Source organism: Flavobacterium gelatinilyticum (assembly GCF_027111295.1).
Taxonomy (GTDB): Bacteria; Bacteroidota; Bacteroidia; order Flavobacteriales; family Flavobacteriaceae; genus Flavobacterium; species Flavobacterium gelatinilyticum.
Genome location: NZ_CP114287.1, coordinates 2,334,560 through 2,351,146, shown reverse-complemented (window position 1 = coordinate 2,351,146; position 16,587 = coordinate 2,334,560). Strand labels below are relative to the sequence as shown.

Genomic DNA, 16,587 nt, shown 5'->3' with positions numbered 1-16,587 from the left:
TATAAGCAATAGGCTTTAAGCTTTACAATATTAAGATGTGAATTATCACTTTTGACTTTCGACTTTCCAACTTTCGACTTAAATTAAAATGAATCCAGTTTTTAATCAACATATAAATATTCAATTTCCAAATAATATTTCTCTAACTATAAAACGCGAAGATCTCATTCATCCGTTTGTTTCAGGAAATAAATTCAGGAAACTGAAATACAATTTACTTCAGGCGAAAGCCGAAAATAAAACGACTTTATTAACTTTTGGCGGCGCATTTTCCAATCATATTGCAGCTGTTGCATATGCAGGAAAAGAGCAGGGTTTTAAAACAATCGGCATAATTCGCGGTGATGAACTTTTTGATAAAATTGAAGAAAATCCAACCCTGAAATTCGCTCAGGAAAACGGAATGCAGTTTGAATTTGTTTCGAGAGAAGAGTATCGTTTGAAAAGTGAAGCTTCTTTTATAGAAAAGCTGAAAGCCAAATTTGGTGATTTTTATCTGGTTCCCGAAGGCGGTACAAACGAACTGGCTGTAAAAGGCTGTAAGGAGATTTTAACAGACGAAGATTCGGTTTTTAATTATGTCTGCTGTGCTGTTGGAACAGGCGGCACGATTTCGGGATTAATTAACAGTTCGCTGCAAAATCAGAAAATTTTAGGCTTTCCGGCGTTAAAAGGTGACTTTTTAAAGGATGAAATTCGTATTTTTGCAAAAAAAGATAACTGGAATTTAATTTCTGACTATCATTTTGGAGGTTATGGCAAGATAAATTTAGAATTAATAGAATTTATTAATGCTTTTTTTGAAGAAACAAAAGTGCCCTTAGATCCAATTTATACAGGAAAGATGGTTTTTGGCGTTATAGATTTAATCAGCAAAAATTATTTTCCTGCACATTCAAAAATTTTACTCATTCACACCGGCGGACTGCAGGGAATTGACGGAATGAATATAAAGTTGAAGCAGAAGAAATTACCAATACTCAAACAAGATGATTAAAAAAATCGTATTGCTTTTTACAGTACTAATTTTGGCAAGTTGTTCATCAAGCAAACCTGCTATCGCGACGACCAAAAAAGCGGCAGCCCAGCAATCAAGAGTTGCAGCAAAGAAACCGGTAAGAACCGTTAAAAAATATCCTTCTACAAATAATACAACCGAGGTTATTCAGTCTACTTCGAGAACAGTTGTAACCAGCGATTTAATTTCGAATTATGTTTTGCAGTATAAAGATATTGCGATGGGAAACATGAAAACATACGGAATTCCGGCCAGTATTATTCTGGCGCAGGGAATCTTAGAATCGGGTGCGGGTAAAGGTGATCTGGCTGTTGAGGCTAATAACCATTTCGGGATTAAATGTCATAAAGACTGGCTTGGTGAAAGCGTTCGTCACGATGATGATGCAGCGCAGGAATGTTTTAGAAAATATCCTCAGGCTTCAGAATCGTATAAAGATCATGCTTTATTTTTAGTGGGCAAAAAAAGATATGAAGCCTTATTTACTTACGAAAAAGACGATTACAAAGCATGGGCAAAAGGATTAAGAGCAGCAGGTTATGCCACAGATCCAAAATATCCGGATAAGTTGATCAGTTATATCGAGCGTTACAATTTACATCAATACGATTGTCAGGTTACGGGAAGGAATTATGTGCCAATTAATACTTCGGCTCCAGCAAGAAGTTCGTCTTCTGTGGCCTCTTCTGATCCAAAAATAAATATGAACTCATATGACCCAAATTTATATGAAGTTCAAAAGGGAGATACGCTGTATTCCATTTCGAAAAAATTCAATTTACTGGTTGATGATTTAAAACAAAAAAACAATCTGACTGATAATGCTATTTCGATAGGGCAGAGGTTGAAGGTGAAGTAGTTTTTAGTCGCAGTGACAGTTTTCAGTAAATTATGAAAAGGAAAATTTTAATTCTGATTTTAATTTTTGTCACAGGTTTAACAATCAGACTTTTTTGCGGTGTTTATCATCACGATGAATTTGCAGAAAAATATTTTTTTGTAAAATACAGACCAACTTGGAAATGGAGTTTTTATTCACCAATAGGAATGTCTGATACAAAAATGGAAGAGCTTTCAAAAGAAGAACAAATAGAACAAAAATATTTCAATGAGTTTATTAAGGGACAAGGTTTAAGCCAATAATTTTAATCTAAAATCTGAACTCAAAAATCTAAAATAAAAAAATGTTATATAAAAGAAGTAGTCAGCTTTTTGCTGAAGCAGAAAAAGTAATTCCCGGAGGAGTAAATTCGCCGGTAAGAGCATTTAAGGCCGTTGGCGGTACTCCGATTTTTGTAAAAAGTGCTAAAGGTGCTTATTTATATGATGAAGACGGAAATAAATTAATCGATTATATTAACTCCTGGGGGCCAATGGTTTTGGGTCATGCTTATCAGCCGGTTGTAGATGCTGTGATCGAAAAAGCAAAACTGGGAACTTCATTTGGAATGCCTACAGAACTGGAGACAGAAATTGCAGCTTTGGCAGTTTCTATGGTTCCAAATATTGATAAAATCCGTTTTGTAAATTCAGGTACAGAAGCTTGTATGAGTGCGATTCGTCTGGCTCGCGGATTTACAAAAAGAGATAAAATTGTAAAATTTGCAGGCTGCTATCACGGGCATTCAGATTCATTCCTTATTCAGGCTGGAAGCGGAGCAGTAACTTTTGGATCACCAAACAGTCCGGGCGTTACAGAAGGAACTGCAAAAGATACTTTACTGGCAAAATACAATGATTTAGAGAATGTAAAAACGTTGATTGAAGCTAATAAAGGCGAAATTGCTGCTATTATTATTGAAGCAGTTGCCGGAAATATGGGCTGTATTGTTCCTAAAGAAGGTTTCCTGCAAGGTTTAAGAGATTTGTGTACTGCAAACGGGATTTTATTAATCTTTGATGAGGTTATGACAGGTTTCCGTTTAGCTCGCGGCGGTGTTCAGGAATTATATGGTATTGATGCTGATATCGTAACTTTCGGAAAAGTTATTGGGGGCGGATTGCCAGTTGGAGCTTTTGCTGCACGCGAAGAAATCATGAATTATTTAGCGCCTCTTGGGCCGGTTTATCAGGCAGGAACATTATCAGGAAATCCGTTAGCAATGGCTGCTGGATTGGCAATGTTGAAAGCGCTTGATTCTGATAGAGAAATCTTTACCCGTTTAGAAGAAAAAACAGCTTATTTAGAAGCAGGAATTGACAGGGTTTTAAAAGCAAATAATGTTGTTTTCACCATTAACAGAGTTGGTTCTATGATTTCGGTTCACTTTGATGCAGATCCGGTTACTGATTTTCAAACTGCTGCAAAAGGTGATAACGAAACGTTTAAGAAATTCTTCCACGGATTGTTGCAAGAAGGGGTTTACATTGCACCGTCTGCATACGAAACATGGTTTATTACAGATGCATTGACTTACGAAGATTTAGATTTTACAATCAATGCGATTGATAAAGTATCAAAATCATTTTAATAAAAAAAAAGGAGGCTTTTAGCCTCCTTTTTCTTTTTAGAACAAGATTATTTTTTGTCTTTTCTGTGTTCTTTCATTTTATCTTTTCGTTCTTTTTGAATCGCAGTCCATTTTTTATACTGGTCAGCAGTCAAAATCGATTTCATTTTTGCATCATAAGTTTTATGATCTGCTTGCATTTGCTTTTTCATGGCTTTCTTTTCAGCATCGGTTAGCTGAGCAGTAGAATCTTTTCTGCTTTTTTTAATCATTGCCATTTTTGTACTTCTATCAGCTAAAAGTTCACTAACTTGTTTTTGCTGATCAGCATTTAGATTTAATTCTGTTGACAGCTTTTGCAAATGAGCCTGATTACGTTCCTGAGACGATTTATGGTCTCTTTTTCCTCTGTGATGATTTTTGTGCTCTTTTTTTAACGCAGTCCATTTTGTGTATTGATCAGCATTTAAAATCGATTTCATTTTTGCATCGTTTGCTTCTTTTTCAGCTTTTATTTCTTTTTTAAAAGCTTCTTTTTCAGCATCGGTTGGTTTTGTTTTATTGGCTTTTCTTGTTTCTTTAAACTTTTCTGCTTTGGTATTTCTTTCAGCCAAAAGCTGTTTTACTTTTTCCTGCTGCGTTTTATCCAGATTCAAATCAGAAGTTAGTTTTTGCAGTTGTTTCTCACTGCGCTGTTCCGGAGTTAATTTTTCTCGCTGCTCACGTGCCGGTTTTTGATTGATGTCTTGTGCAAAACTTACCATTCCAACGAATAATAAAGCTGCGATAAATACTTTTTTCATAACTTGTTTTTTTTAAAGGTTTATGGCAGTTAGACTTTATCAGTATGATTAAGTTTAACGGGATTGTCAGATTTATCTTTTATTTAACAGATATTCTTAAAATTTACAATGTAGTATTATGATCAGATTGCAGCTGTAATTAAGTCTGGATATTGAAGTAAATAAATGGAATTATTTAATTTTGAAACTTATATAGTAATATGGCCCTGAGAAGAATAATTGTAGAAGATAATTTGTATTTATACAAAATGTCAGGAGAAGTAAATGCCGTAACAGGAGATTGTTCTATGTATTTAAGAATATTTTTAAGCGGTTATAAGCAAACGCCGCTGGTAATAAATTTCTGCAGCTGGGATGATCCTGTAATAGGTTTTCCTTTAAACTCCGGATTTCCATTGTTTAATTCAGTAACGGGACAGGAAGAAATATTGAACTTGAACCGTCCAAAGTACATCAGAGAATCTATTGTGTATGGTAAAACGAAAGGGTGGAATGGGAAAAATAAATTTGAACCTGTTGACGGATTAAAAATGTTAACCGATTTAGGATATGATATTTCTATTCTGATTCCTAAAAAAGACAAATAAAAAAAGAGGTTTTTTAGACCTCTTTTGATTAATTTAATTGTTTTTTTCCTGATATTCTTTCATTTTTTCTTTTGCTTTGTCTTTGTTTTTTTCCTGAAGAGAATGCCATTTTGTGTATTGATCAGCATTTAAAATCGATTTCATTTTAGCATCGACAGCCTCTTTTTGGGCTTTTAACTCGTTTTTAAAAGCTTCTCTTTCTGCTTGGGTTAATTTTGTTTTATTTTCTTTTCTTTCTTTTCTGATTTTTTCAGTTTTAGCACTTTTTTCTGCCAGCAGTTGTTTTATCTGAGCCTGTTGATTAGCATCCAGATTTAATTCAGATGTTAGTCTTTGCAATTGTTTCTCAGTGCGTTCTTCAGGAGTTAATTTTTCCTTTTTGTCTTGTGCAAAACCCGCTATTCCTGCAAATAACAAAGCTGCGATTACTAATTTTTTCATGATTTGTTTTTTTTAAGTTATGGTATTTAGATTTCTTTTTTACGAATAGGTTTAATCTGACTTTTAAAATTATCTGTAATACTAATTTAAGTTCTAATCTCTTAACGGAGAATCGATCTTTTATATTAAAATATTTTCTTATTTTTAGAAAGTCAACAAATTATAATCCCCCAAAACAATCATTATGAGTACAGTAAATATTTTAGCCGGGAATAAGATTGCTTTTTTCTCAACACAGCCTTATGATAAAACTTTCTTTAATAAGTACAACACCGACTTTGGTTTTCAATTAGATTTCTTCGAAACGCAGCTTAACCCGCAGACCGTTGCTTTAATCGAAAAATGCGAAATTGTCTGTGTTTTTGTTAATGATATTGTCAACGAATCGGTTATAAAACAATTAGCAGAAAAGAATGTAAAAATTATTGCTCTGCGCTGTGCCGGTTTTAATAATGTCGATTTAGAAGCTGCAAAAAAGCATAATATAAAGGTTTGCCGTGTTCCGGCTTATTCTCCTCAGGCAGTTGCAGAACATGCTATGGCGATGATTTTGACTTTAAACCGAAAAACGCATAAAGCATATAACAGGGTTCGTGAGCAAAACTTTTCTTTAAACGGGCTGTTGGGGTTTGATTTATTCGGAAAAACAATCGGGATCATTGGTACCGGAAATATCGGAAAAGCATTCTCTAAAATAGCATTAGGATTTGGCTGTAAAGTTTTGGCGTATGATATTATAGAAAGCGAAGAAATGAAAAAAGACGGTGTTGCTTTTGTTGGTTTAGAAGAGATTTTCAAGACAAGTGACATTATTTCATTGCATTGCCCGTTAAACGATCAAACCAAACATGTTATTAATAAAACGTCTATTTCTTTTATGAAAGAAAACGTCATGATTATCAATACAAGCCGCGGCGGGTTAATAGAAACTTCATCGGTTATTGAAGGTTTAAAAGAAGGAAAAATTGGGCATCTGGGAATTGATGTTTATGAGCAGGAGGAGAAATTATTCTTTAGAGATCTTTCTGCCGATATTATTCAGGATGATGCAATTCAGCGTTTAATGAGTTTTCCGAATGTTTTGGTAACAGCGCATCAGGCGTTTTTTACCAACGAAGCTTTAACTCAGATTGCATTGGTAACTTTCAATAATATACAATCCTTGCTGCAAGAAAATGATATAGAAAATAAAGCGGCATTGCTGGTTTAAAATTAAAAGTTCAAACTCCGGCAGATTTTTTAAAACCTGCCGGGGTTATGATGTTGAATATTTTTTGTAATTTAATTGAATGTAAAACTCTGATATGAATTAAAATACAAAATTATGAGACGTATATTCATACTTATAATCGGAATTGCGGTATTGTATTCCTGTCGTAACAAACAAACCGAATCCAATAATATCGTAAAAGCAATCGCTCAGGATACCTTGTCTAAAACTGTTGCCGGAACTGCAGATGTTGGTGATGTTTCTCCAAAAAATGATGAAACGGTCAAATTAATCCAAAAACAATTAAAGGTCTTATTAAAAAATGATCTTAAGTCAATGACAAATGAAGACCGGTATTTTTATTATGAAGCTTTTGATTTAAACAATGATAAAAAGGATGAGTATTTTGTAGGCTTTTCCAATTCTTATTTCTGCGGAAGCGGCGGTTGTTCCGGCTATATTTTAAATCATGACGGAAGTGTAATCAATTCTTTTTCTGTAACCGATTTTCCTATTTTGGTTACAACTGATTCTTCGGAGAAATTCTATAATCTTTTAATGAAAAGCGGCGGTTTGTTCCATCTCGTAAAAATGAAAAACGGAAAATATCCATCAAATCCTTCAATCGAAGAAAAATGGAAAGGAGAAGTTCCTAAAGAAAGTACAAAAGTGCTGGATATTTATGAGAAGAAGCTGGAGAAGTATTCGTTTTAAAATTAAAATAAAAACCCGACAAGTTTAAAAAAACTGTCGGGTTTGAAATATTATGAAGCTCAATTGGAATTTATCCCACCAATTCCACAAATTTAAAATCGCCGTCAACGACAACTTTAGTCAAACCGTGTTTAGATAAATTTTTCATAGAAGCATCCCATTTTTTACCGCTTAAATTTGCTGTAATTTTTAACTGCTGCAGATCCATTCTGTTTTCATTTCCTTTCAATAAATCAACAATAAATTTCTCTTCATCAGAAAGTTCAATTGTTTGTTTTTTCTCAGGACGCATTTGCGGGAACAATAAAACTTCCTGGATAGAAGCATTATTTGTTAAATACATAATCAAACGATCCATTCCAATTCCCATTCCAGATGTTGGCGGCATACCGTACTCAAGCGCTCTTAAGAAATCTTCGTCGATAATTCCGTTTGCTTCATCATCACCTTTTGCAGCCAAACGCATTTGATCTTCAAAACGTTCTCTCTGGTCAATTGGGTCATTTAATTCAGAATACGCATTTGCGATTTCTTTTCCGCAAACCATTAATTCAAAACGCTCAGTTAAATCCGGATTATCACGGTGCTCTTTACAAAGCGGCGACATTTCTTTTGGATAATCTGTAATGAAAGTTGGCTGAATGTAATTTCCTTCACATTTTGCTCCAAAAATCTCATCAATTAGTTTTCCTTTACCCATTGTTTCGTCAACCTCGATTCCCATTCCTCTGGCCGCTTCAAACAATTCCTGTTCTGTTTTACCGGAAATATCAAAACCGGTAAAATGTTTGATAGAATCTGTCATGGAAACACGAGCATAAGGCGCTTTAAAGTTGATTTTGTGCTCTCCAAAAGTAACTTCACTAGTTCCGTTTACGGCAATGGCACAATGCTCTAATAAGCCTTCTGCAAATTCCATCATCCAGTTGTAGTCTTTGTAAGCTACATATATTTCCATGGCAGTAAACTCAGGATTATGCGTTCTGTCCATTCCTTCATTACGGAAGTTTCTAGAGAACTCATAAACGCCTTCGAATCCGCCTACAATTAATCTTTTTAAGTACAATTCGTTTGCAATACGCATGTAAAGCGGAATATCAAGCGAGTTGTGGTGCGTAATAAAAGGTCTTGCCGAAGCACCACCCGGAATTGACTGTAAAACCGGAGTATCAACTTCAAGATATCCTGCGTCGTTAAAGTAACCACGCATTGCAGTAAATAGTTTGGTACGTTTAATAAAAGTTTCTTTAACCTGCGGATTTACTGTTAAATCTACATAACGCATTCTGTAACGTAATTCAGCATCATTAAACGCATCGTGTACGTTTCCTTCTTCGTCTACTTTTGGTAATGGTAACGGACGCAACGTTTTACTAAGGAAAGTAAAAGCATCAACACGAATACACTGCGCGCCTACTTTTGTTGTAAACAATTCACCTTCAATACCAATAAAATCTCCTAAATCAGTTAATTTTTTAAATACCTGATTGTATAAAGTTTTATCGTCGCCTTCGCACAAAACATCACGGTTTACGTATAATTGTATACGACCTTCGCTGTCCTGTAATTCGGCAAAACAGGCTTTACCCTGATCACGAACACTCATCAAACGTCCCGCAACGATCACCTTCTTACCCTCTTCAAAAGACTCCTTTATCTGCTTAGAAGTATGATTTACAGGAAAAAGATTAGCTGGATAAGGGTTGATTCCCAGACTGCGTAAGTTTTGAAGTTTTTCTCTTCTGATGATTTCTTGTTCTGATAATGCCATTTTTATTGCTATTTTTTAAGTGCGCAAAGATAAAGAAAAGAAAGTAGATTTTAGAATGCAGATTTTAGATTTTTTGCATCATCAATTTATTGGGTTTCAATCACCTTCTGTTGTACTGTCTGCTTGTAATTAAGAAGTAAAAACAAATACACAAAGCTTCTGTAAGAAATCAACTAAAAAACTTAGTATCTTAGCCTCTCAGAATCTTAAATCCTTTAAAAATAATGAGATACGTGTCGATTTTTCTATTGATGATTTTGTTTCCCGGCTGTAAGATTACTGAAACCATCACCATCAATCCTGACGGGAGCGGCGATTTGCAAGTTGTGCAATTACGAGATGAAAACAGTTATATGCAATTGGCAAGAGAAGAATACGCTAAAGAAAATATAGTTCAGGATACCTCTTTTGTATTTAAAGAATACATCGAAAAATACAATGAAACTTTTCTAAAATATAAACCGGAGGAACAGGAGTTGTTTCAAAAATATGCCAATGTAAAAGTACACATTAAAAACAGTTCTTTCGAAAAAGAATTCAGGACGGTATTGTCTCTGCATTTTAATCAGGTTTCGGAAATTCCGGATGTATATAAAACTGAAAATTATGCGGATGACATTAAATATAATTATGCGTTAACAGCAGAAAAACATTATTATAAAATAGATTATGCTTTTGATGGAAATGTTTTTAAACGTGTCGTATCAATTACAAATACAGAAGAATTACAAAAGGCAAAAGATCAATATGAAAAACTGAAACCCGTATATGGAAATTTAAACCTGACTAACCTGTATGTTTTAAAATATAGTTTTCCGAAAAAAATAAAATCAGTTTCAAATGATAAAGCTTCTATAAGTACAGATAAAAAATCGCTGATTTTAGAATTGCAGCTGGCGGAATGTCTTAGAGATCCTGAGAGTACAAATCTGGAAGTTGTTTTAGAATAAAAATTAGAATAATTCTTAAAAGAGAGTATCTTCGCCTGAATAACCTATAACCTAAATTATGAAAAAATATCTACTCTGTTTTATTGTATTGATTTGCATGACAAGCTGTATGTTTAAGGAAAAGATGATCATAAATGAAAATGGATCAGGAACTTTTTCATACGGATTTGATATGTCGCCTATGTTTAAAATGGGTTTTAAAAGCAATGATTCTATAAAAAAGAAACAAGTATTAGATACTGTTTTTACTTTTAAAGAGGTTTTTGCAAAAGTAAAAGACAGTATTGCCAAATTATCTAAAGAGGATCAGCAAAAAATAAAAGCCCTTGAAAAGTTCAAGGTGACATTTAAGGTAAATGAGGATAAAAAACAGTTTGAATTTAATATGGAATATAATTTTCCATCATCAGACAGTCTTAAAAATATGGTTTCGCCTCTGGAAGGTCTTGAAGCAATGCCCAAATTAGGTCCGGGTAAAAAATTAGGGGCCTTAAGTGCCGTTCCGGAGGATGAGAAGAAAAAAAGCAGGTTTACTTATAATTATGACGGAAAAGTTTTTGAAAAAATTTTAGTAGATGGAGATGCTGTTAAATCAAAGAAAGAAAAAAAGAAAAAAGAGAAAGAGGAGGAAAATATTTTAACAAAACAAATGGATGAGGCTTTTAAGGAATGCAAATATGCAATGGAATACCATTTTCCTAAAAGAATAAAAACGGTTTCATTAAAGAATGCAGTCATATCAAAAGACAGAAAAAGTTTTACGCTGGATATTCCAATTAAGGAACTTCCGGAAGATGAAGAAAAAATGGGTTTTAAAGTAGTATTTGAAAATTAGATAAAAGCCGCAATCAAACAATTAAAAATAGTCTTCGTATCTTTGATAAAAATTACAATACAATGAAATTATATAAATTACTGAGTTTTTCTTTTTTATTAGCAGCACTGACGAGCTGTACTTTCACTGAAAATATTTACATCAACGATAACGGAACGGGAAAATTCTCTGTAGACATTGACGGTTCTGCTTTAATGGAAATGGCAGGAGACCAGATAGGAAATCAAATGGGAGCCAATGCGCAAAGAGATATTGATTCGACTTTTACATTCAAACAATTATTTGCTGAAAAAAAAGACAGTATTGCCAAATTATCTCCGGAGGTTCAAAAAGAGATTAAGAAACTGGAAAATTTTGTGGTAACAACAAAAATGAGCGCCGAGAAAAAGCAGTTTTTAATGACAATGGCAACTGATTTTAAAAATGTAAACGAACTTCAGGATATTCTGCAGACAGCCAGTACACTCCAAAAAATAGATGGAAAATCAGGTGCAAACCCAATGGGAAGTAGTTTTGGAGACAACAACAGTAAATTAAGTTATACATACGACGGAAAGATGTTTACAAGAAAAGCTGTAATCGATCAGCAGAAATTGGCAGCAAAAGCAAAAGATTCTGCTGCAGATATGTCAAAAATGATTTTTGCATCATCAAGTTATATTGTAAAATACCATTTCCCGAAAAAGGTTAAGAAAGTCTCTAATCCAAATGCTTTATTCAGCGACGATCGTAAATCAATTACCATTCAATACTCTTTTACGGATTATATGGAGAATCCGGACAAGCTTAACTTTGATGTTGAGTTTGAAAAATAATCAAAATGAATAAAAAAATTCAACTTCAGGATCTGGGAAATAGAGATTATAAATCGACCTGGGAATATCAGGAAGAAATCTTTAAAGATATTGTCGATTTAAAGATCAAAAACAGAAGAGAAGAACGCGATCTGCCAACACCTAATTATTTGTTGTTTGTTGAGCATCCGCATGTTTACACTCTGGGTAAAAGCGGCGATCTTGAAAACTTGTTATTAAACGAGAAACAGCTCGAAGCCAAAGGAGCGACATTTTACAAAATCAACCGCGGAGGCGACATCACCTATCACGGACCGGGACAGATTGTAGGTTATCCTATTCTGGATTTAGAAAATTTCTTTACAGATATACATAAATACCTGCGTCTGCTGGAAGAATCAATTATTTTAACTTTAGCGGAATACGGACTGGAATCAGGCAGGAGCGAAGGTGAAACCGGTGTATGGCTGGGTGCAGGAACTCCGTTTGCCCGAAAAATATGTGCAATGGGAGTTCGTGCTTCACGATGGGTAACCATGCACGGATTTGCTTTAAACGTAAATGTCGATTTAGGATATTTTGATAATATTATTCCGTGCGGCATTCGCGGAAAAGGGGTTACTTCTTTAAATGTAGAATTGGGTGTCGAAAAAGTAGATGAAGAAGAAGTGAAATCTAAAATCATCAAACATTTTACAAATTTATTTGAAGCTGAATTTGTGTAATAAATACAGCATCATTTATCATAAAAAAAGGAAGACTTATCAATTTGAAAAGTCTTCCTTTTTTAGAATAAATCAAGTTCTAATTGTTCCGGTAAAAGTCTAAAACTCATGCGGTGATATTTAGTAGTTCCAAATTCCCTGATTGCATCGCGGTGTTCTTTGGTTGGATACCCCTTGTTTTGTTTCCAGTTATACATTGGGAATTCCTCATGAATTTGATCCATGTATTCATCACGATAGGTTTTGGCCAGGACAGATGCTGCGGCAATACTCAAAAATTTAGCATCACCTTTTATAATGCTCTGGTTTGGGATCGACTTTAATAAGGTAATTTCTTCTGTAGAAAACTGTCTTCCAAAAGTATTTTTAAGTCCCAGTTTTGCATTTAGAGAACGGTTTCCGTCTACGATAATAAATTCAGGAACATGTTTTAATTTCAAAATACATTCCTGCATGCCCTTCATTGATGCATTAAGAATATTTATTTCATCAATTTCATCAGGAAATAAATGTGTAACGGCAAAACAAACCGCCTGTTCTTCGATTACAGGTCTTAAAAGTGCTCTTGTTTTTTCGGATAACTGTTTACTGTCATTCAAAATCTGATTCTCAAAATCGGCTGGAAGAATTATGGCAGCAGCAGTTACAGGGCCGGCCAGACAGCCTCGGCCTGCTTCATCGGTTCCGGTTTCTAAAACAAATCCTGAGAAATTTTTTTCAAGCATTTTTTAAAATTCTAAAAGATAATAAGTAAAATTTTATGCAAAAATATTCGTTTTCATTCTGTCTGTCAAGGTAATTGTATAAATTGAAGTGTTTTTTTATTTATATGTTTTTATCATTTACCTTTGCTTAGCAAATTTTGTCGAAATAATCATATACAAAGCCATCAAATGAGAATATTCATTTTTCTATATCTATTAATTGTACCAACATTGTTGTTTTCTCAGGAAAAACCTGCTTCTAAAAATAATTTAGATATGAATACAAAATATTCAAGTATTACAGATACAGTTAAAAAGAAACAATCTAAAATTGCAAAAATTGATCAGTATCAGATTATTACACTGGAGCATGACACTATTTATGCCGATACTTCTCTTACGATTAAAAGTGCATACAAACAAAATCATCTTCGAAAAGATCTTTTCGGACTTTTAGAATTTTCAAATATTGGGCAGCCGTTAAATACTTTGCAATACAGTTTAACAAGTTTTTCTCCTTATCCTGAAATAGGTTTTACAGCTAAACATTCTAATTATATGCGGGCAGAAGATATTCGGTATTATTCTGCTGCAACACCTTTTACAGAGTTATTTTTTAATACCACAATTAATAAAGGACAAAACGTAGATTCATTTATTACTTTAAATACGTCAAAAAATCTAAATTTTTCTATCGCTTACAGAGGTCTGCGTTCAGAAGGAAATTATATAAATCAGCTTGTAAGTGCCGGAAATTTCAGATTTACAACGAGTTATGCAACCACAAACAGAAGATATGCCTTAAATGCGCATTATACCTATCAGGATAATCTGAATGAAGAAAACGGCGGTATTACAACGCCTGCAGATTTTGAAAGCGATAACCCTGATTTTAAAAACCGTCAGCGTCTGCAGGTTTATTTAACCAATGCTGAATCGTTTTTAAAAGGACGACGTTTGTTCTTTGACCACGCTTTTAGAATAAATCCTACGCACGGAAATAATAACCTGTACATAAATCATCAGTTTAATTACGAAAATAAAGCTTTCGAATACAAACAGCCAACAGTACTTTCAACTGTTGATGGAGAACAGGTACAGCGTTTTGGGGAATCGTATGTGACAAGCAATATAAACGATCACACACGCTTCGAAAGATTGTATAACAGAGTGGGTGCTGCCTATGAAAATTCGCTTTTAGGAAAATTTAATTTTTTTGTTGATGATTACAGATCGAACTATGAATATGGTAAGATTATAATTTATAAAGACGGAACAATTGTACCTAATAATTTGTATTTGCAGATTAATAATTTTGGGGCGCAGTACGAATACCAAAAAAACAAATGGAACGGACGTTTCTTGTACTCAAGATCCATTACAAACCAGTCACTCTCAGATCTTGATGCAAAACTGCGTTATAATTTAAACGAGAAAATCCAGTTTGATTTCAGATACAGAAATATAAACAAACTGCCAAATAACAATTACAATTTGTACCAAAGCAGTTATGTACAGTATAATTGGTCAAATAATTTTAAAAACGAAAAAATTAACTCTCTCGGCGCTAATGTTTATACACCCTGGTTAAATGCAGAAGTAAATTATACAGTACTAAATGATCATTTGTATTTTAGAGATGCATCTAGTGCAGCCGAAGTTGTGGCACAGACACAAATCATAAAGCCGGCTCAATATGGAAATGTGATTAATTATCTGGAAATAAAAGCCAACAGAGAGTTTAAATTTGGAAAATTTGCGCTGGATAATACCTTATTATATCAAAAAGTAGATCAGTCAGATTTGATTTTGAATGTCCCTGATTTTGTAACCAGAAATACGTTTTATTACTCAAACTATTATTTCAAAAAAGCTTTGTTTGCACAAGCTGGAGTTGTATTTAATTATTTTACCAAATATTATGGTAACGATTATAACCCGGTTATTGGAGAATTCTTTGTTCAGGATAAAAAAGAAATAGGAAATTTTGCTACTATCGATGTTTTCTTAAATGCAAGAATTCGTCAGACGCGTTTTTATTTAAAAGCCGAACATTTAAATGCATTGTTTTCATCAGGCAATTATTATTCTGCACCTAATAATCCGTATCGCGATTTTGTAATCCGATTTGGGTTAGTGTGGAATTTCTTCCAATAAAAAACGTACCCCTTAGAACCACATATAAAAACTTAATAGAATGGACTTTTCAAATAATATTTTAGAAACAATTGGTAATACACCATTGGTAAAACTCAACAAAATTGTTGCTGAAATTGATGCGTTAGTATTAGCAAAAGTCGAAACCTTTAATCCGGGGAATTCTGTAAAAGACAGAATGGCCGTAAAAATGATTGAAGATGCAGAAGCGGACGGAAGACTAAAACCGGGCGGAACGATTATCGAAGGAACCTCGGGAAATACCGGAATGGGGCTGGCGCTTGTTGCCATTGTAAAAGGCTATAAACTGATTTGTGTAATATCTGACAAACAGTCCAAAGAAAAAATGGATATTCTTCGGGCAGTTGGAGCAAAAGTAGTGGTTTGTCCTACAGATGTTGAACCAACAGATCCTCGTTCCTATTATTCAGTTTCAAAACGTCTGGCCGAAGAAACACCAAATTCATGGTACGTAAACCAGTACGATAACATGTCAAATTCATTGGCACATTACGAGCAGACAGGTCCTGAAATCTGGAAACAGACGGATGGAAGAATCACGCATTTTGTAGTAGGTGTTGGAACAGGAGGAACAATTTCTGGAGTAGGAAAATATCTAAAAGAGAAAAACCCGAATATTAAAATCTGGGGAATTGATACGTATGGTTCTGTTTTTAAGAAATATCACGAAACAGGAATTTTTGATGAAAACGAAATCTATTCGTATATAACAGAAGGAATTGGAGAAGACATTCTGCCTAAAAATGTTGATTTCTCTTTGATTGACGGTTTTACCAAAGTAACAGATAAAGATGCTGCGGTTTATACCAGAAAAATTGCCCTTGAAGAAGCTATTTTTGTAGGTAATTCAGCAGGAGCCTGTATAAAAGGATTATTACAGTTAAAAGAACATTTTAAACCTGACGATGTGGTTGTAGTTTTATTTCACGATTCAGGAAGCCGTTACGTGGGTAAAATGTTCAATGATGACTGGATGCGTGAGCGTGGATTCTTAGAAGAAAATGTAACAAAGGCAGAAGATGTAATCAAAGATCATATCGATAAAGAATTAATCGTGGTTCGCACAGAAGAATTGGTTTCTCATGCTATCGAGCGCATGCGTAAATATAAAATTTCGCAGATTCCGGTTGTGGATATAAACGGTTTTGTAGGTTCTGTAGACGAAACCGATTTGTTCAGAAGTTATGTTGCCGATAAAAATGTTGCCGAAAAACCAATCAAAGAAGTGATGGGTAAACCTTTCCCAATTGTAAAACTGGGAACACCAATCGAAGAAGTTTCTAAACTATTCTCAAAAGAAAACGATGCTGTTTTGATTGATTTAGGAAACGGAAATCATCATATTATAACCAAATATGATATTATTGGCTCTATAAAATAAACCCTGAAAAAATAAAATCTTATCCA

17 protein-coding genes are annotated in these 16,587 nt (G+C 34.0%); 13 read left to right on the top strand and 4 right to left on the bottom strand.

The annotated features are described in order from the left end of the window. The first annotated feature begins 88 nt into the window (after positions 1 to 88). The 4 genes from OZP11_RS09875 to hemL are packed head-to-tail and all read left to right on the top strand — an operon-like array spanning position 89 to position 3,489. Entirely contained in the window at positions 89 to 997 is a 909-nt protein-coding gene (locus OZP11_RS09875) for a 1-aminocyclopropane-1-carboxylate deaminase/D-cysteine desulfhydrase (RefSeq protein ID WP_281235036.1), read from the top strand. Next, positions 990 to 1,877 carry a glucosaminidase domain-containing protein gene (locus OZP11_RS09870; RefSeq protein ID WP_281235035.1) on the top strand — a complete coding sequence of 296 codons (888 nt, stop codon included), beginning with the start codon at positions 990 to 992 and terminating at the stop codon, positions 1,875 to 1,877. Before OZP11_RS09875 ends, OZP11_RS09870 begins: the two co-directional genes overlap by 8 nt. Positions 1,878 to 1,909: 32 nt before the next feature. Further along, entirely contained in the window at positions 1,910 to 2,161 is a 252-nt protein-coding gene (locus OZP11_RS09865) for a hypothetical protein (RefSeq protein WP_281235034.1), read from the top strand. 41 nt (positions 2,162 to 2,202) lie between these two features. Then, the gene (gene hemL / locus OZP11_RS09860; RefSeq protein ID WP_281235033.1) at positions 2,203 to 3,489 is read left to right on the top strand and encodes a glutamate-1-semialdehyde 2,1-aminomutase; all 1,287 of its coding nucleotides are present in this window, start codon (positions 2,203 to 2,205) and stop codon (positions 3,487 to 3,489) included. A 47-nt stretch (positions 3,490 to 3,536) separates the two neighbouring features. Here hemL and OZP11_RS09855 read toward each other — a convergent pair whose 3' ends face one another. After that, positions 3,537 to 4,271, bottom strand: coding sequence for a DUF4890 domain-containing protein (locus OZP11_RS09855; protein WP_281235032.1), 735 nt, complete (start codon positions 4,269 to 4,271; stop codon positions 3,537 to 3,539). Between the two features lie 200 nt (positions 4,272 to 4,471). Here OZP11_RS09855 and OZP11_RS09850 point away from each other — a divergent pair, with 200 nt between their 5' ends. Further along, positions 4,472 to 4,858: a hypothetical protein gene (locus tag OZP11_RS09850; protein ID WP_281235031.1), complete on the top strand. Its 387-nt coding sequence runs from the start codon at positions 4,472 to 4,474 to the stop codon at positions 4,856 to 4,858. A gap of 33 nt (positions 4,859 to 4,891) precedes the next feature. Here the strand turns inward: OZP11_RS09850 and OZP11_RS09845 are convergent, their stop codons facing one another. After that, complete coding sequence (locus OZP11_RS09845) at positions 4,892 to 5,299, bottom strand: DUF4890 domain-containing protein (protein ID WP_281235030.1); 408 nt, start codon at positions 5,297 to 5,299, stop codon at positions 4,892 to 4,894. A gap of 184 nt (positions 5,300 to 5,483) precedes the next feature. Between OZP11_RS09845 and OZP11_RS09840 the strand changes: the two genes are divergently transcribed. Together OZP11_RS09840 and OZP11_RS09835 are read left to right on the top strand one after the other, a co-directional pair. Further along, positions 5,484 to 6,509, top strand: a complete 1,026-nt coding sequence (locus OZP11_RS09840) for a 2-hydroxyacid dehydrogenase (RefSeq protein ID WP_281235029.1) — start codon at positions 5,484 to 5,486, stop codon at positions 6,507 to 6,509. Positions 6,510 to 6,623: 114 nt separating this feature from the next. Further along, positions 6,624 to 7,223 carry a hypothetical protein gene (locus OZP11_RS09835; RefSeq protein ID WP_281235028.1) on the top strand — a complete coding sequence of 200 codons (600 nt, stop codon included), beginning with the start codon at positions 6,624 to 6,626 and terminating at the stop codon, positions 7,221 to 7,223. Between the two features lie 70 nt (positions 7,224 to 7,293). On the opposite strand, the gene lysS is transcribed toward OZP11_RS09835, so the two are convergent. Then, positions 7,294 to 8,994, bottom strand: a complete 1,701-nt coding sequence (gene lysS / locus OZP11_RS09830) for a lysine--tRNA ligase (protein WP_281235027.1) — start codon at positions 8,992 to 8,994, stop codon at positions 7,294 to 7,296. A 224-nt stretch (positions 8,995 to 9,218) separates the two neighbouring features. Between lysS and OZP11_RS09825 the strand changes: the two genes are divergently transcribed. The 4 genes from OZP11_RS09825 (at position 9,219) to lipB (ending at position 12,298) form a co-directional block, all read left to right on the top strand. Further along, positions 9,219 to 9,944, top strand: coding sequence for a hypothetical protein (locus OZP11_RS09825; RefSeq protein ID WP_281235026.1), 726 nt, complete (start codon positions 9,219 to 9,221; stop codon positions 9,942 to 9,944). Positions 9,945 to 10,002: 58 nt separating this feature from the next. Next, positions 10,003 to 10,779, top strand: coding sequence for a hypothetical protein (locus OZP11_RS09820; protein WP_281235025.1), 777 nt, complete (start codon positions 10,003 to 10,005; stop codon positions 10,777 to 10,779). A gap of 62 nt (positions 10,780 to 10,841) precedes the next feature. Next, the gene (locus OZP11_RS09815; RefSeq protein ID WP_281235024.1) at positions 10,842 to 11,594 is read left to right on the top strand and encodes a hypothetical protein; all 753 of its coding nucleotides are present in this window, start codon (positions 10,842 to 10,844) and stop codon (positions 11,592 to 11,594) included. Between the two features lie 5 nt (positions 11,595 to 11,599). Further along, positions 11,600 to 12,298, top strand: a complete 699-nt coding sequence (lipB, locus tag OZP11_RS09810) for a lipoyl(octanoyl) transferase LipB (RefSeq protein WP_281235023.1) — start codon at positions 11,600 to 11,602, stop codon at positions 12,296 to 12,298. Positions 12,299 to 12,360: 62 nt separating this feature from the next. On the opposite strand, the gene rnhB is transcribed toward lipB, so the two are convergent. Beyond that, positions 12,361 to 13,023 (bottom strand): ribonuclease HII, encoded by a 663-nt coding sequence (gene rnhB / locus OZP11_RS09805; RefSeq protein WP_281235022.1) that lies wholly within the window; start codon positions 13,021 to 13,023, stop codon positions 12,361 to 12,363. A 168-nt stretch (positions 13,024 to 13,191) separates the two neighbouring features. On the opposite strand from rnhB, the gene OZP11_RS09800 reads away from it, so the two are divergent. Both OZP11_RS09800 and OZP11_RS09795 read left to right on the top strand, forming a co-directional pair. Beyond that, complete coding sequence (locus OZP11_RS09800) at positions 13,192 to 15,159, top strand: putative porin (protein WP_281235021.1); 1,968 nt, start codon at positions 13,192 to 13,194, stop codon at positions 15,157 to 15,159. A 40-nt stretch (positions 15,160 to 15,199) separates the two neighbouring features. Further along, positions 15,200 to 16,561, top strand: coding sequence for a pyridoxal-phosphate dependent enzyme (locus OZP11_RS09795; protein WP_281235020.1), 1,362 nt, complete (start codon positions 15,200 to 15,202; stop codon positions 16,559 to 16,561). Positions 16,562 to 16,587: the final 26 nt, after the last annotated feature.

Bases quoted from the DNA above. Each gene is read 5' to 3' on its own strand.
- OZP11_RS09815 (WP_281235024.1), top strand. From the start codon at position 10,842: ATGAAATTATATAAATTACTGAGTTTTTCTTTTTTATTAGCAGCACTG.
- OZP11_RS09855 (WP_281235032.1), bottom strand. From the start codon at position 4,271: ATGAAAAAAGTATTTATCGCAGCTTTATTATTCGTTGGAATGGTAAGT.
- OZP11_RS09845 (WP_281235030.1), bottom strand. From the start codon at position 5,299: ATGAAAAAATTAGTAATCGCAGCTTTGTTATTTGCAGGAATAGCGGGT.
- OZP11_RS09870 (WP_281235035.1), top strand. From the start codon at position 990: ATGATTAAAAAAATCGTATTGCTTTTTACAGTACTAATTTTGGCAAGT.
- lipB (WP_281235023.1), top strand. From the start codon at position 11,600: ATGAATAAAAAAATTCAACTTCAGGATCTGGGAAATAGAGATTATAAA.
- lysS (WP_281235027.1), bottom strand. From the start codon at position 8,994: ATGGCATTATCAGAACAAGAAATCATCAGAAGAGAAAAACTTCAAAAC.
- OZP11_RS09875 (WP_281235036.1), top strand. From the start codon at position 89: ATGAATCCAGTTTTTAATCAACATATAAATATTCAATTTCCAAATAAT.
- OZP11_RS09825 (WP_281235026.1), top strand. From the start codon at position 9,219: ATGAGATACGTGTCGATTTTTCTATTGATGATTTTGTTTCCCGGCTGT.
- hemL (WP_281235033.1), top strand. From the start codon at position 2,203: ATGTTATATAAAAGAAGTAGTCAGCTTTTTGCTGAAGCAGAAAAAGTA.
- OZP11_RS09865 (WP_281235034.1), top strand. From the start codon at position 1,910: ATGAAAAGGAAAATTTTAATTCTGATTTTAATTTTTGTCACAGGTTTA.
- OZP11_RS09800 (WP_281235021.1), top strand. From the start codon at position 13,192: ATGAGAATATTCATTTTTCTATATCTATTAATTGTACCAACATTGTTG.
- OZP11_RS09840 (WP_281235029.1), top strand. From the start codon at position 5,484: ATGAGTACAGTAAATATTTTAGCCGGGAATAAGATTGCTTTTTTCTCA.
- OZP11_RS09850 (WP_281235031.1), top strand. From the start codon at position 4,472: ATGGCCCTGAGAAGAATAATTGTAGAAGATAATTTGTATTTATACAAA.
- OZP11_RS09795 (WP_281235020.1), top strand. From the start codon at position 15,200: ATGGACTTTTCAAATAATATTTTAGAAACAATTGGTAATACACCATTG.
- OZP11_RS09820 (WP_281235025.1), top strand. From the start codon at position 10,003: ATGAAAAAATATCTACTCTGTTTTATTGTATTGATTTGCATGACAAGC.
- rnhB (WP_281235022.1), bottom strand. From the start codon at position 13,023: ATGCTTGAAAAAAATTTCTCAGGATTTGTTTTAGAAACCGGAACCGAT.
- OZP11_RS09835 (WP_281235028.1), top strand. From the start codon at position 6,624: ATGAGACGTATATTCATACTTATAATCGGAATTGCGGTATTGTATTCC.